Origin of the sequence: Clostridium thermarum (assembly GCF_006351925.1) — a bacterium.
GTDB lineage: Bacteria > Bacillota > Clostridia > Clostridiales > Clostridiaceae > Clostridium_AU > Clostridium_AU thermarum.
Genome location: NZ_CP040924.1, coordinates 3,432,684 through 3,448,122 on the forward strand (window position 1 = coordinate 3,432,684; position 15,439 = coordinate 3,448,122).

Annotated in this window: 14 protein-coding genes and 1 pseudogene; all 15 read right to left on the minus strand. The window is 35.8% G+C overall.

The features are described from left to right. Nucleotides 1–2: 2 nt before the first annotated feature. The 15 genes and pseudogenes from FHY60_RS15815 to FHY60_RS15885 all read right to left on the minus strand — a co-directional run bounded on the left by FHY60_RS15815 (nucleotide 3) and on the right by FHY60_RS15885 (nucleotide 15,352). On the minus strand, nucleotides 3–407 hold the full coding sequence (locus tag FHY60_RS15815) for a S1 domain-containing RNA-binding protein (protein WP_139905933.1): 405 nt from the start codon (nucleotides 405–407) through the stop codon (nucleotides 3–5). Between the two features lie 56 nt (nucleotides 408–463). After that, entirely contained in the window at nucleotides 464–751 is a 288-nt protein-coding gene (locus FHY60_RS15820) for an FtsB family cell division protein (RefSeq protein ID WP_139905934.1), read from the minus strand. Nucleotides 752–811: 60 nt separating this feature from the next. Beyond that, nucleotides 812–1,240 (minus strand): spore cortex biosynthesis protein YabQ, encoded by a 429-nt coding sequence (gene yabQ / locus FHY60_RS15825; RefSeq protein ID WP_139905935.1) that lies wholly within the window; start codon nucleotides 1,238–1,240, stop codon nucleotides 812–814. 12 nt (nucleotides 1,241–1,252) lie between these two features. Next, the gene (yabP, locus tag FHY60_RS15830) at nucleotides 1,253–1,546 is read right to left on the minus strand and encodes a sporulation protein YabP (RefSeq protein ID WP_139905936.1); all 294 of its coding nucleotides are present in this window, start codon (nucleotides 1,544–1,546) and stop codon (nucleotides 1,253–1,255) included. An 88-nt stretch (nucleotides 1,547–1,634) separates the two neighbouring features. After that, a complete protein-coding gene (locus FHY60_RS15835; RefSeq protein ID WP_139905937.1) occupies nucleotides 1,635–1,898 on the minus strand; it encodes an RNA-binding S4 domain-containing protein in 264 nt (87 codons plus the stop codon). Between the two features lie 85 nt (nucleotides 1,899–1,983). After that, nucleotides 1,984–2,280: pseudogene (locus FHY60_RS15840) on the minus strand (HU family DNA-binding protein); the annotation flags it as partial. A 244-nt stretch (nucleotides 2,281–2,524) separates the two neighbouring features. Continuing rightward, the gene (yabN, locus tag FHY60_RS15845) at nucleotides 2,525–3,979 is read right to left on the minus strand and encodes a bifunctional methyltransferase/pyrophosphohydrolase YabN (protein ID WP_139905939.1); all 1,455 of its coding nucleotides are present in this window, start codon (nucleotides 3,977–3,979) and stop codon (nucleotides 2,525–2,527) included. Nucleotides 3,980–4,005: 26 nt separating this feature from the next. After that, the gene (locus tag FHY60_RS15850) at nucleotides 4,006–5,541 is read right to left on the minus strand and encodes a putative polysaccharide biosynthesis protein (protein ID WP_139905940.1); all 1,536 of its coding nucleotides are present in this window, start codon (nucleotides 5,539–5,541) and stop codon (nucleotides 4,006–4,008) included. A gap of 327 nt (nucleotides 5,542–5,868) precedes the next feature. Beyond that, complete coding sequence (gene spoVT / locus FHY60_RS15855; protein ID WP_139905941.1) at nucleotides 5,869–6,423, minus strand: stage V sporulation protein T; 555 nt, start codon at nucleotides 6,421–6,423, stop codon at nucleotides 5,869–5,871. 175 nt (nucleotides 6,424–6,598) lie between these two features. Further along, on the minus strand, nucleotides 6,599–7,621 hold the full coding sequence (locus tag FHY60_RS15860; RefSeq protein WP_139905942.1) for a peptidyl-prolyl cis-trans isomerase: 1,023 nt from the start codon (nucleotides 7,619–7,621) through the stop codon (nucleotides 6,599–6,601). Between the two features lie 57 nt (nucleotides 7,622–7,678). Next, complete coding sequence (mfd, locus tag FHY60_RS15865) at nucleotides 7,679–11,212, minus strand: transcription-repair coupling factor (protein WP_139905943.1); 3,534 nt, start codon at nucleotides 11,210–11,212, stop codon at nucleotides 7,679–7,681. A gap of 29 nt (nucleotides 11,213–11,241) precedes the next feature. After that, nucleotides 11,242–11,805 (minus strand): aminoacyl-tRNA hydrolase, encoded by a 564-nt coding sequence (pth, locus tag FHY60_RS15870; RefSeq protein WP_139905944.1) that lies wholly within the window; start codon nucleotides 11,803–11,805, stop codon nucleotides 11,242–11,244. 199 nt (nucleotides 11,806–12,004) lie between these two features. Then, nucleotides 12,005–13,222 carry a S1C family serine protease gene (locus FHY60_RS15875; protein ID WP_139905945.1) on the minus strand — a complete coding sequence of 406 codons (1,218 nt, stop codon included), beginning with the start codon at nucleotides 13,220–13,222 and terminating at the stop codon, nucleotides 12,005–12,007. A 24-nt stretch (nucleotides 13,223–13,246) separates the two neighbouring features. Continuing rightward, complete coding sequence (locus tag FHY60_RS15880) at nucleotides 13,247–14,665, minus strand: sensor histidine kinase (protein ID WP_139905946.1); 1,419 nt, start codon at nucleotides 14,663–14,665, stop codon at nucleotides 13,247–13,249. After that, nucleotides 14,666–15,352, minus strand: coding sequence for a response regulator transcription factor (locus tag FHY60_RS15885; protein WP_139905947.1), 687 nt, complete (start codon nucleotides 15,350–15,352; stop codon nucleotides 14,666–14,668). It abuts the gene before it with no gap. Between the last annotated feature and the right edge of the window lie 87 nt (nucleotides 15,353–15,439).

Here is a 15,439-nt window from a genome sequence, read left to right on the forward strand (position 1 = left end):
CTTTAACTTCTTCTACTATACCCTCTTCCCTTAGACTCTTGATGTCTTTTAACATCCTGCTGCCTCTCTTCACTGTCTTTCAGGAATTTGGACATTATATCTTCAAAGTTTGCTGAACTGTTTTTATTCCTATCTCCTGACCAATCAATTTCGATTGGTTTTGCGGATCTTTTAGGTGGCATAGCCTGCTTAATGGAAAGGCTAATCTTTCCATTTTCGTCAACGGATATTACCTTGACCTTTACCTTATCCTGTTCCTTAAGATGCTCTCTGATGTCCTTTACAAATGTATCAGCAACTTCAGAGATGTGAACCAACCCTGTTTTACCTTCTACATCGATAAATGCACCAAAGTTAGTAATGTTAATTACTGTACCTTCTATAATGTTTCCTGCCTTTAAGGTCATATTAAAAAGACTCCTCCTTAAATAAATATGTTTATATAAATAATTTTAAAACCAAACTATTGCCTCTCAGGTATGGGCATAACAGGAGTCTCATTTTCCTTAATTAATCCCAATCTCTCCCTAGCCAGCCTTTCGCTAAACCCTTCCGGGTTAGTCCTTGACATTTCCAATTGCTCCTTTAATCTCTCTCCTTGCTCTTTAATCTCCTCAAGTTGCAAGTTTGCCTTTACAATTTCTTTGTTTAGTCTTGCTGCTGCAATTTCTTGCCTAATAAAAATAATTGAAAAGTAAGCAATTGATAATATGACTAAAAGGGCCTTTAAATTTACCTTTCTCTTTTTCATTTAGTAGTATCCCCTTTATAGTTGAAATATCAGGTTCTATAAATCTATTGTAATTAGATTCTATACTTTATTCAAGTTATTTCTTTTAAATTTACGCTTATTTTTCGAATCTAATTTATAGAATCCATATCTAAAGGGAAAAATGACTATATTTATAATTATTCTAATAAACTTAGAAACGTTACAAATTAATTTGTATTGAATTCTTGTAAAAGCTTTACTTAACAGCTTCATGTAAAAATATATACCAATAGTCATCCAAATATACACATATACTCCTACAACTGCTTGATTGGTATACAGCAGGAAAATAAATATCAATATACCAGTTAAAATCCAAAAGAGAATATCTTCAACAATAATCAGCAGCTTATGTACATTTTCAAATCCTCTGAAAGTACGATAAAAATCGAATATAAAGCCAGTTAAAACCCCAGCCAAAATACTATATAAAACAAGCTTAGCCTGTATCATTAAAGGAATAACCATATATACTTACCTCTACCTAAATAATTTTGACAGAATGCTTTCCTTCTCATGCTTCGATTCAGATCCGCTGTATACAAAGGAGTCCACAGTCCCTGCTATCATCACTTCTCCATTATGTACATCAAGCTTATTCATTTTAAGACCGTTACCCTTTATTGTAAGCATACCAAGACTCGTATTTAATAGTATTTTTTCTTCATTAAAGCTTATAACCTCTAAAACTCCTGTTAAAAAGAGTTTCTTTCTATTTTCAAGGGTCATATTGCTTTTCTTTTCATCAACTTTAAGATCTTTTTTCACTTCCACAGGACATCCCTCCTACCTAATGATAATATATGAGGTAGCGCTAGAAGTTATTACAAATAGATAATCAATTTTGAAATCTGAAATTTACCTACTCCTCTGTGTCTTCTACTCCTTCCAGAATTTCATACATGCCTTTTGCCTCTTCTTTCCTTACATGTTCTGCGATAGAAGTAATTCTAGCTTTCAGCGACTTGACTGCAAATTGAATTTCTATTATATCCCCCTCTTTAACCTCAGTACCGGCCTTAGCCACCTTACCGTTAATAGAAACTCTTCCCCCCTCACAGGCTTCTTTAGCAACAGTTCTTCTCTTAATAATTCTTGATACCTTTAAATACTTATCTAATCTCATAATAAAACCCCTTTCTTACAATAAGTAATGAATAATAAATAATGAGCAATTAACGTAAAAAGCCCGGACAATGCCGGGCTTTAAATTACTTTGTAACCTTGTCTTTGAACTCTTTTCCTGCCTTAAATACAGGAACAACAGTTGCTGGAATTGAAATTGGTTCTTTAGTTCTTGGATTTCTTCCTTCTCTTGCTGCTCTTTCTCTTGTCTCGAAAGTTCCAAATCCAACTAATTGAACCTTTTCACCCTTAGCAAGTGCTTCTTCAACACTTTCTATAAATGCTTTTAAAGCTGCTTCTGCATCTTTCTTAGTTAACTTGCTTTTTTCAGCCATACTTGAAATTAAATCTGCCTTGTTCACTTTAATTTCCTCCTTAATATTACAGTATAGATTATCAAGTTACACAATTTGTGCATACTTGCTGGAATCAGTAATACTCTTACTTCCATAAATCTAAACCATATTATATATCTATTTAACTTGATAGTCTATACCTTTAATTAAAAAATATGCTATAAATAGATATTTTTTGCTACTATCTGCTGTTCTGAATTTAACGGAAGTAATTTTATGTATTAACTTTATGTAATATATTCTTCGCTTTTACCTAAATTCCTGCTGAAAATTATAATTTTTTTAAAGTTTTAGCTATATTCCATATTTCATCCATTTGTTCAAGGGTCATTTCCTTTAAATCAAGGCCTTTTTCCCTTGCAGCTTTTTCAATAAAGCTAAACCGATTGATAAATTTATCACTGGTTTTATTGAGAGCTTCCTCAGGATTAACTTGTAAAAAGCGACTTACGTTGACCACAGCAAAGAGTAGGTCACCGATTTCCTCTAGTATTCTTGCCTTATCTGTACCATTATATACCTCTTTAACTTCATCTAATTCTTCAAAAACCTTATTTAATGCTTCTTCTACCCTGTCCCAGTCAAATCCTGCCTTTTTCGCCTTCTCCTGAATCTTTTCCGCTCTTATTAGTGCAGGCAAGCCTTTAGCTATGTGCCGCATCTCATCAGTTAAGGTCTCCATGCCCTTTTCTTTTTTCTTAATTTCATCCCAGTTGGCCAATACTTCCTCTGAACTCTTCACTGAAGTATCTCCGAATATATGAGGGTGCCTTAATATCATCTTTTCACATATGCCTTCTATTACATCATTTATATTAAAATACCCTCTCTCTTTCCCTATTACTGCATGAAATACAATCTGTAGGAGTACATCTCCAAGTTCTTCTGTGATCTTAATATCATCTTGCTCATCTATTGCTTCCAGAACTTCATAGCATTCCTCCACCAGATACTTCTTTAAGGATTCATGAGTCTGCTCTTTATCCCAGGGGCATCCATCCTCCCCTCTTAACTTCTCCATGATGCTGATGAGATCATAAAAGTCTTTATTATTGTTTAAAACCCTTGGTATGTATACAGATGTTAGATAGTCTATATCCTCTTGTCTGTCCATCTCATATAAAGGCATTTTTCTTATAGACTCCATACCCTTTATGCCTGCTGCCCTTATATAATAAATCTCAGTATCGTCTTTATAGTACTCAGAAAGAGCCAATTTTACTTCAGAAGCAATATAATTATCGTAGACCTGAGTTATTATTGTACCAATTCTTTTATCAAAGATATGCTCCTTGCAATCGAAGGCATCAACTATTTTTAAGCCCTCTATTGGGTCTATCTCAAGCCTTTCCATTACCACATCAATAAAGCTTACCGCGGACACTATTTCGTACTGGATATTATTGTTTTTACATTGCTCTATTAAAAGCATAACTGACTTTTCAGCCACCAGCGGATGTCCGGGTACAGCATAGATAATTTCTCCAAATTGCTTATATTTATCAATTAAGTCTTCTGCGATTGATCTGTATACTTCGTCAAAGCTGTCATAGCTGTCGTAAGCACTATCGTAAGTTTCAAATTTTATCCCTAATGTTCTTATATAATCAACAGTGGGATGCCTTTCTGTTCTCAAATAGATGTTCTTCACACTTTTGAGGGCTTCAATGGTTCCCATAGTCAGCGCCTCCGGAGCTCCAGGGCCTAGACCTACTATCTTAATCATTTGATTCTCTCCTTTACATGGCAAACTTATCCACGGATAAATTTACTTTTAAAATAATTGAAGTTAAATACCCCCAGCAAGAAAATTATGCCTGCGTAAATCAGAGTACCTAAGGATATGGATACTAAGCAAGCTATCTCATTGCTCATTGTACTATTATATACATACTGGTAAATAAAAACAACACCTATTATCATTAATATTGCCGCATAGGCCGGCTTAACAGTAGTTTGATAGTAATTGATACTTACTCCTAGTTTTTTTGAAAGTGCAATTAAATTAAGTACCGTAGTAATCACATAAGCAGTAATGCTACCTATGATTGCTCCATATATATTTATTAGGGCAAGAGGAACCAGCAATATTGTAATAATTATCTTTCCCAAACATCCGATTAAAAGATTTTTTATTGGTTTGAAATAGTAACCCGATCCCTGCAAGATTGCCGTAGTGGTTTGTGTTATAATTATAAAAGGTATGCTCAAGGAAGCATAGCGTAGTATGTCATAACCCTCTGCGTGTCCCGGGAAAAGTAAGTTTAATATTGGTGCTGCTAAAAATAGGAGTCCAAAAGTTGATGGCAGAGAAATAACCATAGATACCTTCATGGCCATTTCAACCTTATTTATCACTTCCATCCTTCTCTTAAGTACGTGTGCCTCAGCAATGATAGGAACCAGTGACGCACATAAAGCTATAGATATGGTTAAAGGCACATTTATCAAAACCATAGCCTTGCCTGTTAACTGTCCATATAAGACCGCAGCCTGCTTAAAGGTGTATCCTGCCTTAAGGAGTTGTTGAGGAACGATAATTGAATCCAACAAACTCATGATAGTACCAACTGCGGCACCAAGGGAAACAGGAACAGCAATATGTAAAAGTTCAGTGAGAATCTTGTCATCCTTTGTTAACTTTTTTACATTAAATCGTCTACGAACCTTTATGTACTTTATATAAAGATATATGAAGCCTACAATACCTCCTGCGGCAGCTCCAAAAGCAGCTCCTCCTGCAGCATACTCTATCCCTTTTGGCAACAGTAAGATTGCTAATCCTACTCCAAAGACTACTCTTCCTACCTGCTCAATTATCTGTGAAACAGCTGTATGGGTCATATTTTGCATACCTTGGAAAAAACCCCGAAATACACTCATCAGTGATATAAAAAGCGGAGCCGCCCCAATGCCCATCAAGGAATAAAGAGCTTTTTTATCCCACTTAAAAAAGTTTATTAGGATTTTGGGGAAGGCTAAAAATATTATAGAAAAGCCGCCACCTAGTATGAGCATAGTCAAAAGGGCTTTCCTTACTATAAGAATCATTGTTCCTTCATCGTGGAGAGCATTTCTCTCCGACACCATCTTTGATATAGCTACTGGAACCCCTGTAGCAAGTCCAATAAAAAACATGTATAGTGGATAAGACATCTGATAGTAGCCTATTCCTTCATCCCCGATTAGCATAATAAGCGGCCACCTAAAAAATAGTCCAAGAAACCTGGCGAATACCCCGGCTGCTCCAAGAATAATTGTTCCTTTTATAAGAGATTGCTTTCTCATAAAACCCCTCCATCTAACCCATGAAATTGTCCCACATTTTATAGGCTCTATTACGTAAACTTAACTTATACATACTCCATATGTGGAATTTTCAACGCCTATGGAAAATGTATAAGTTATAATTAAAGCTGAATCCTATAGGGATAAAAATTTAGAACTATAAATTTACTTATAGTTCTAAAAATTATCTTTTTCTAATTATTCTTATTTGTATACCCTAGACAATATTACAATTTTAAAAAATATTTATCATATGTGTATAAGATAAGTTTTCAATGGCTATAATTCAAAGGAAGCAAAGTTGAACAATAGCCATTTTATATGTTTTTATTGTTCCATTTGCTTTCCTAAGAAGGCGGATGCAGTTTCAGCAAGCTTCATTTCTAACTCTCCAAACTTTTCCCCATTTTGTTTGGATAATATGATTACAGCTCCAATTGCATCTCCTTCTGCAATTATAGGTGAAATAACTGCGGTTGAATATTTTCCTTCTGCATCTTCATCTTTATATAATGGTATGGTCTTACCATTTTCTTCACCCAGTATTATGGTCTTTCTTTCTTCCATAACCTTTTCAAGTTCATCACTGATTCTCTTTTCTAAGTACTCCTTCTTTGGTGCACCACTTACAGATATTATTGCATCTTTATCTGAAATTAGAACAATATGTCCAATTGCCTGCTGTAATGATTCAGCATATTCCTTTGAGAAGTCACTTAACTCACCAATAGGAGAGTATTTCTTTAATATTACTCCGCCTTCTCTATCAGTGAAAATCTCTAAAGGATCTCCTTCCCGTATTCTTAATGTCCTTCTAATCTCTTTTGGTATTACAACTCTACCAAGGTCGTCTATTCTTCTAACTATACCTGTGGCCTTCATTTATTACCCTCCTTTATTTAAATTTTATATATTCTACTTGCATTAATATTATCTTTCTCAATATGAAATTTTATACACTAATAGAGGTTATTATTTGAATTATAAAGACTTAAAAGACAAAACTAGCAACAATATACATGAAATAAAAAAGCGCAGTAAAACTGCGCTTTTCATACTAGAATATATTCTTGAGCAACTTATCAGTGTACACTTTAAAACCTATTTCTTTCTTCCATTCCTCAACTAATTCATTAAACTTAGTTTGCTGCTTACTTGATAAAAGTGATGTTTTTATGCTGTCTTTTACTTCATCTAGAGCTTTAACCTGCTTTTCCTTAACTACTCCTGTTACTTTAATAATGTGCCATCCGAAGGAGCTTTTTACAGGATCGGAAATTTGACCCTCCTCCAGCTTCTTTGCTGCCTCCATAAAGGCAGGATCGTAGTTAGCATTATCATACTCAACATAACCTAAGGAACCACCGTAATCCTTTGTAGAATCTGTATTGTTTTTAGCAAGGTCTTCAAATTTCTCGCCCTTATCAAGCTTTTCCTTTATGGCCTTAGCCTCTTCTTCTGTTTTTACTATTATATGATACATATTGGCACCGGGATTGGTAGTATAATAAGCTATATTATTGTCATAATATGTTTTTATTTCTTCATCAGATACTGTTTCGTCTTTGACAACATCATGCTGTACCCTATATGCTGCAATGGACTCTGGGTCTCCAAGTATACTTTCTCTATAATTATGCTTTAGGTCTTCCATTGTCATACCAGCTTCTTCAAGAGCTTTTTCAAGTTTTTTCTCATCATTATCAAACTGTGTTTCCCTAACTAAGTCAATTTCCTTTTGAACCTCTGCATCTATATTATTCAAATCTGGAACTAAATTTCTCTCCTTGGCCTTAATGTAGAGAAGCTTTTGCTCTGCCAAATCGTTGAGCATATTTTCATAATAATACTTGAGCTGATCTTGGGCTTCACTTTTTGTAAGGCTACCATACTGTTCCTTTATCATTTCCTCAGTAGCCTTCATTTTATTTCTTACATCAATTACTTTAATTTTTTCACTACCAATCTTGGCAACAACAGTGTTATCCTTACCTGCCTGAGTCTTTACGATACATCCTGCAGAAGATAGTGTAAATATACCAATAACGGCTATGCTAAGTACCTTTTTAACCTTATTCACGTGTATTCCCCCACTCTTTATAGTCTTTTTTCATTATAAACATTTTTTGAAATTATTTCAATTACTAATTTTCTCATCCTCTGTAACGCTCAGCATATATTGCAGCAGCTCTTTAAAAGCTGCTACCATATCCTCCTTCTTAGCCTCCTGTATCTTGTAGGCAATAGCGGGCTTATCTCCAAGCTTGAATACTACTTTTTTACTATACTTCAGCATTAGAGCCTTTATAATCTTATCATTCAGTTTATCTTTATTTTCAAAATAGAAGTAAACTTCATTTCCTCTTTCTTTTATTTCCACAATGGATAATCTCTTTCCTAGACTTCTTATATAGGCAATATTCATGAGATTATAAACGGATTGAGGTATATCAGAAAATCTGTCCTCCAGCTCTTCCTTTACTTCCATAAAATCATCAAAGCTATCAATAGCAGCAATTTTCTTGTACACTTCTATTTTCTGAGTTTCGTTCTTAATATAACTTGATGGAATATAGGCATCAATCTTAATTTCAACAGTAGTTTCCACAGGCTCTTGTTCTATTTCTCCCTTTATAAGTTTTATGGTATCTTCTAACATTCTGCAATACAGATCATAACCAACTACAGCCATATGGCCATGTTGAGCAGACCCCATCATATTTCCTGCTCCTCTTATCTCCAGGTCTCGCATAGCTATTTTGAAGCCTGAGCCAAGTTCTGTGAAATCTTTTATAGCCTTAAGCCTTTTCTCTGCTACTTCGGATAGTATCTTGTCTTTTTTATAAGTAAAATATGCATAAGCTATCCTGTTAGAACGGCCAACTCGTCCTCTAAGCTGATACAATTGTGATAATCCCATTCTATCTGCCTCATAGATTATCATGGTATTTACGTTTTGAATGTCGATACCAGTCTCTATGATTGTTGTAGCAACCAAGATGTCGGAATCATGATTCATAAACTCCATCATTACCTTTTCCAGTTCTCGCTCTGTCATTTGTCCATGAGCTACGGCAACTCTGGCTTCAGGAACTAAGTTTTTCAGATACCCCGCCATCTGATTAATATCTTCAACTCGATTGTAGACAAAAAATACCTGTCCCCCTCTGCCTATCTCTCTAAGTATAGCATCCCGTATTAATTGATCATTATACTCTACTACATAAGTTTGGATAGGGTATCTTTCCTCCGGAGGAGTTTCAATTACACTGATATCTCTAACCCCTGAAAGCGACATATGCAGGGTCCTTGGAATAGGTGTAGCCGTAAGAGTAAGTACATCTATATTCTTTTTCAGATTCTTCATTTTTTCCTTATGTGATACCCCAAAACGCTGTTCCTCGTCTACTATTAACATGCCAAGGTCCTTAAACTGAACGTCCTTTTGAAGTATTCTATGGGTTCCTATTAAAATATCTACATTGCCTTCTTTTACTGCCTTTAGCGTTTCTTTGACTTGTGCCGGGGTTCTAAACCTGCTTATCATGTCTACCCGAACAGGAAAATCAGAAAATCTCTTCTTCATGTTATTATAATGTTGCTCTGCCAATATTGTTGTAGGAACTAAAAAGGCTACTTGCTTGCCATCCATAACCGCCTTAAAGGCAGCTCTAATGGCAACCTCTGTCTTACCATAACCTACATCTCCACAAAGTAGTCTGTCCATTGGCTTGTCAGATTCCATATCTGCCTTTATTTCCTGAAGAGATGTGATCTGATCCGGAGTTTCCTCAAAGGGGAATTCATCTTCAAATTGTTTTTGCCATACGGTATCCTTGCTGTATCTATATCCCTTTACCATGGACCTTGCAGCATAGAGTTTTACCAAGTCCTGTGCTATTTCATTTATGGACTTTTTAACCTTTGCCTTTGCTTTTGCCCATTCATTGCTGCCAAGTTTGTTTATCCTAGGTGCCTTTCCCTCGCTTCCAATATACTTCTGTACCAGGTCCAATTGCTCTACCGGTACATAAAGCTTATCGTCACCATCATAGGTAATTTCCAGAAAATCTCTTTTTAGCCCTTCTACTTCTAGTCCCTTTATTCCCTTGTACACACCGATTCCATGATTTACATGAACTACATAGTCACCGGGTTTTAGCTCTGTAAAACTCTTAATCTTACTTATACCTTTCTTAGGAATCTTCTTATTTGTCTTCCTCTTTGATTCCCCGAAAACTTCCTTGTCCGATATCACACAGATTTTTAGTTCCGGATATTCATATCCCTTTAACTGATTTCCAAAGGTTATAACAACCTCGCTGTCACTTATTTCGCCCACTATGTCCCTATAAACACTCTCAATACCTCTCTCCCTTAAGGTTCCTACCAATCTTTCTCCTCTTGGCCTAGTTCCTGACAGTATAACCGTTTTAAAGCCTCGGGCCTTCTTTTCTTTGATGTCTTCAATAAGTAAGTCCAACTGACCATGGTAATTATGTAAGGTAATTTGGGAGAAAGAAACTGTGGTTTGTTTTTGCATTGCATCCTGGCTTCTGCCTATGGAAGCAAGTTCAATAACCTTACCGTATTGAAGCTTATTTAATACCCTTTCCTTCTCAAGAAGCAGCTTTCCCTGCTGCGGCAGTACATCCCCCCTCTGTAAGAAGGAAGTATAGGTCTCTTCAAACTCATAATAAATACTATCTAGCTTTCCTTTACATCTCTGAAAATCATCTATGAAAATTAGAGAATCCCCAATATAATCGAAGAAATCAGAGCACTTTTCATAGAAGTAGGGGATAAAGCTGTCAATGGTCTCAAAACTGTAATTCTCCTTTAGGTTCTCTAGGTTAGCTCTAGTTATGGAATTAATTTTTTCATAGGCATCCTTATCTTTTTTCTTATCAAATTTGCTTAGCCTGTCCTCTAAATCCTTTTCAATACTTGCATAACCTAATTCAATATTATGCTTCTCAAGGATTACCTCCTTTGCTGGAAAGATTTCAATACTTTCCACCTTATCTATGCTTCTTTGTGACTCTGTATTTAAGCTGCGGATAGAATCCACTTCATCGCCAAAAAGCTCTATTCTGTACGGTACAGACGAAATGGTGGGAAACACATCCATAATACCGCCCCTAATAGAGAACTGTCCTTTCCCATCTACCATATCCATTCTTTCATAACCACATTGAACTAACTTATATGCAATATCCTGAAGACTTACAGTATCACCCACGCTTATACTGAAGGTATGCTTTTTATACAATTCAACCGGGGTATATACCGGCGCCAGAGCATCGATAGATGTAACAATAATTTTCTTTCCCGGCGATAACATCTCCTTTATAACCTTCAGCCTCTCCCATCTTAGGTCTCCCGATAATGAATAAACGTTATAAAAAACCACTTCTTTTGATGGAAAATAATATACATTTGGAGTAAATAAACTCAAATCTTCATAAATGGCCCTGCATTCAACATCACTGTGAGTTATTACAAAAACATTCCTGTTTAATTCCTCATGTACTCCATGGATAACATATGTCCTCGCAGATTCAGATATACCATATACACCCGCTGGATACTTTTCTAAGGCCAAATCAGAAATAAACTCTTTAAAAATGGCACTTTCCTTTAATGGAGCCATAAGTCCTTTAAGTCTCATACTAAATTACACCATCCTAAAATCATACTTTATACTCTAAAGCTGTTAAATTTATTCATAGCAGCATCAATTCCATCCTCAATAATTGTTTCCACAGTGGACAACACCGCCTCATAGGTCTTTTGCAATTTTTCCTGTTCCTCAATACTAAATTTCCCGAGAACATGATTAACCCAATCTCCTTTCGGATGACCTACACCAATTTTTATTCTAGGAAATTCCTCAGAGGAGAGATGGGCTATGATATTTTTTATTCCATTGTGTCCACCAGCACTACCCTTGGCCCTAATTCTTATTCTGCCAATATCCAAACTCATATCATCATAGATTATTATGATCTTTTCATTTGGAATTTTATAAAACTTGCTAATCTGTCCTACACTTTCACCACTTGCATTCATATAAGTTTGCGGTTTAAGTAGTATGACCTTCTCACCCTTTATGTTTCCTTCGCCGTATACACCTTTAAATTTTATCCTGCTTATACTTATTTTATACTTAGCACCCATTAAATCAATAACTTCAAATCCTACATTATGTCTTGTATTTTCATATTGAGTTCCAGGATTGCCTAGTCCAACTATTAGATACACCTTTTTTCCTCCCTAACGTATAAAAAATCTCCAAGTACCTGTTTAAAACACAGTAATACTATTTTACCTCAAATAATAGCTTTTTAAAAGCAAATGCGGCTTCAAGTCCTTGATTTAAAGATTTCTTTTCTTTAGTCTAAAAATTACTGAAAGCAAAACAAAGTATGTGACAACCATTAGGGCCACATACTGTAGAAAATTATTGCAATTTCGTAATTGTAACATCAACCTCGAAGGTAGTACCATCTCTCCATACCTTACATTTTACAATAGTTCCAATTTGGAAATTCTCTTCTAGGTCTTCGAAATCTTCTTTGGTATTGATCTTCTTCCCATTTACTTCTAATATTATATCCATGTACTTTATTCCTGCTGCATCTGCACCGGAACCATCAAGTACATTTGTCACATATACACCATTTACGCCCTTTTCTCCAACATTTTCAGCAGTACCGCCTTCTATGCCAAAGCTTGGTCTCTCTATTTCCCTATTCTCCTGTATGGCTTGAATTACCTTTTTGACCTCATCTATTGATATAGCAAAGCCCATACCATTCACAAAGGATTGGCTGGCATTTAAACTTACTAACCCAATAACTTCTCCTGCTTCGTTACAAAGTGGTCCTCCACTGCTGCCAGGATATATAGGAGCGTCGGTTTGAAACACCTTATAAATCATTTCCTGCCCCGTTTCATCATTTTTAACCTTAAGCTTTCTGCCTGTTGCACTTACTACCCCGGTAGTAACTGTTCCTCCATATTCCTCACCTAAGGGGTTCCCTATAGCTATGGCCATATCCCCCTGTCTTACCTTTGATGATTGGCCAAATCTTGCGGCAGGTAAGCCCTTAGCATCTATCTTTATTACTGCGATATCCCAAGTTTTATCCACACCAACCACTTGGGCTTCGTAAGGCGTTGCAGTGTTAAATGGCAGTTTAACCATTATCTTTTCCGCACCTTGTATAACATGATAATTGGTAACAATATATCCATTGGAGTCAAATACCACACCGGAACCGGAAAACTTACTGGTAGTATTACCTGAAAAGTCATCGGCGTTATGGCTTATGCCTACTACTGCCGGAGTCACTGTTTCTGCCACATTATTTACGCTGTTCTTAGGTATTACGCTGCTTACCGGATATGGATCCGCAAGATATATACTGCCGGGAGAATTATAGGTTGGTCCTACAACCGATGGTTCAGCCTTAGTATCCACAATAATGGCAGCAGTAACACCACCGGACACCGATGCAATAAAAACAAAGGTAATACCTTTTAGTACGGCTTTTAACTTGGATTTTCTCTTATTATTTCTAAATTTGATAGCACCACTGCAGTTGCTCATCCTTAAATTATCCTCTTCTTCAACATCAATATAACCTTCTCTGTGCTCGGTATATTTTCTATTCATGCAGCACCTCCCAACAATAATAAACTATACTTTTTTCAAGGTAAAGTAAAAGGTTACGCCTTCTTTTTCTCCATTCTCTACCCATATGTCCTCACCTAATTGCGTAAGTATATTTCTCACAATTGGCAACCCTAAGCCTGTACTAACTTTTGAAGTACGTGACTTATCCGACTTATAAAATCTTTCCCAAATGTGCCTTATATCCTCTTCCGATATTTTAGGTCCATCATTGTACAGAGAAACTAGAACCTTATCAGACTTAGTTCGAGTTACGATTTTGATGTTTCCGCCATCATTGACGTATTTTACAGCATTGTCTAAAAGATTTGTCACTACTTGAATCACTCTATCCCTATCGCCTAACACATAGAGATGTTCATCTTGAAGTGTTACATCAACATTCAATTGTTTTGAATTAATCTTCGCCTCAGATTTTATTACACATAATCTTATTATTTCATTGATATCCAGTTCGCTAATATTCAGCTTAAATTTTCCGGAATCTAATACGGAGAGATCCAGTAAATCGTTTACTAGTCTTGTTAGTCTTTGAATTTCTTCATAGGTTATGGTAAGGTAGTAGTTTTCTTTGTCTTTTGGAATAACTCCATCCAATATTCCTCCTATGAAGCCCTTTATAGAGGTAATTGGAGTCCTTAACTCATGAGATACATTAGAGATAAAGTCCCTCCTATTCTTTTCTACCTTTTCAAGAGAATCGGCCATTGTATTAAAGGATTCCGCCAAGTCTCCTATTTCATCATTAGACTTAAACTGTACCCTTCTCTCAACTTCACCCTTGGATATTTTCTGAGCCGCTCTGTTTATCTCTGCCAGAGGATGAATTATCATTTTCTTTGTCAATGCGTATATACATACAGCGGCAACTCCTATCATCCCCAAAGCTATAGACCACATAAATACATTTTCTCTCTTAATGGGTTCATAGATTTGGGCAATTGGAGTAAAAGTAGCTATGGCTCCAAGGAATTCTTCATTTTCAAAAATAGGTATCATATAGATATACATTTCTTCATTAAATAGGTTTTGATATCTACCGGTAGTTTCTATAGTTTTTCCCTGTCTTAATTCTGTAAGTTCCTTTTCCATAAAGTTTTTAAATTCCAGATAACTATATTTATCATCAGAAACTATTAAAACAAAGCCGGTTTTGTTTATCAGAAAAATATCTGCATCCACGTTACTTGCTAACAAGGCCATATCTTCTTTTATCCTATCACGGGGAACTTCATCATCAAAATTTATGTGTTTGATAGCTCTTTCTGACAGCACTTTTCCCTGATTGTTCATTTGAATCCTCTTTTGGTCAAAGTAATGTTTTTCTATCCGCAGAGAAAGCAATACACATATTGAGGTGACACACACCGCAGATATCAGGGTATAAACTAATACCGTCTTATAAACAAGACCCTTCTTTCGCATTTACTTCACCTCGAATTTATATCCAACACCCCAAACTGTTTCAATTTGCCAGTTAGGGCCTCCTTGTAATTTCTCTCTAAGCCTTTTTACGTGTACGTCTACTGTTCTGGAGTCACCGGGATAATCGTACCCCCATACTTCACAAAGTAATTGTTCCCTTGTAAATACCCTATTCTTGTTACTGGCCAAGAAATATAGCAATTCAAATTCCTTAGGAGGCATCTTGATCTCCTCCCCCCTATAAACTACATTATAGGAGTTTACATCTATAGTTAGCTCCTGAAATGCTAAAGTCTCCTTACTTGTGTTATCTGTATTATATCTTCTTAGCACGGCCTTAACTCTTGCTAATAACTCCTTGGGTTCAAAAGGCTTGACGATATAATCGTCTGCCCCAAGTTCCAATCCTAAAACTTTATCAAAGGTATCCCCCTTAGCGGTAAGCATTATAACGGGAGTCTCATGTTCTTTTCTAATCCATTTCAGAACATCTATGCCATCTATATGGGGAAGCATAATATCTAGAAGTACCAGGTCCGGTTTATATTCTATGTAAGCTTCTTGGGCACTTTTCCCGTCATGACTTACAAAAGTAGAGTAACCGGAGTTTTCGAGATACATTTTAATTACCTCTGCTATATTAATATCATCATCTACCACAAGTACTCTAGCAATTTTCCCATCCATATCTTACACTCCTTAAATATAAGTTCTAAAAACTAAGTCTCAAACAACATTATATTTTTATTATCAAAATTTTGCAACAATTCAAGA

What these genes read in the sequence shown, in the direction of transcription:
- FHY60_RS15835 (WP_139905937.1), bottom strand. Translation starts at nt 1,898, where the DNA reads ATGAGATTAGATAAGTATTTAAAGGTATCAAGAATTATTAAGAGAAGA.
- FHY60_RS15850 (WP_139905940.1), bottom strand. Translation starts at nt 5,541, where the DNA reads ATGAGAAAGCAATCTCTTATAAAAGGAACAATTATTCTTGGAGCAGCC.
- FHY60_RS15875 (WP_139905945.1), bottom strand. Translation starts at nt 13,222, where the DNA reads ATGAATAGAAAATATACCGAGCACAGAGAAGGTTATATTGATGTTGAA.
- FHY60_RS15885 (WP_139905947.1), bottom strand. Translation starts at nt 15,352, where the DNA reads ATGGATGGGAAAATTGCTAGAGTACTTGTGGTAGATGATGATATTAAT.
- spoVT (WP_139905941.1), bottom strand. Translation starts at nt 6,423, where the DNA reads ATGAAGGCCACAGGTATAGTTAGAAGAATAGACGACCTTGGTAGAGTT.
- FHY60_RS15880 (WP_139905946.1), bottom strand. Translation starts at nt 14,665, where the DNA reads ATGCGAAAGAAGGGTCTTGTTTATAAGACGGTATTAGTTTATACCCTG.
- mfd (WP_139905943.1), bottom strand. Translation starts at nt 11,212, where the DNA reads ATGAGACTTAAAGGACTTATGGCTCCATTAAAGGAAAGTGCCATTTTT.
- FHY60_RS15820 (WP_139905934.1), bottom strand. Translation starts at nt 751, where the DNA reads ATGAAAAAGAGAAAGGTAAATTTAAAGGCCCTTTTAGTCATATTATCA.
- yabQ (WP_139905935.1), bottom strand. Translation starts at nt 1,240, where the DNA reads ATGGTTATTCCTTTAATGATACAGGCTAAGCTTGTTTTATATAGTATT.
- FHY60_RS15815 (WP_139905933.1), bottom strand. Translation starts at nt 407, where the DNA reads ATGACCTTAAAGGCAGGAAACATTATAGAAGGTACAGTAATTAACATT.
- yabN (WP_139905939.1), bottom strand. Translation starts at nt 3,979, where the DNA reads ATGATTAAGATAGTAGGTCTAGGCCCTGGAGCTCCGGAGGCGCTGACT.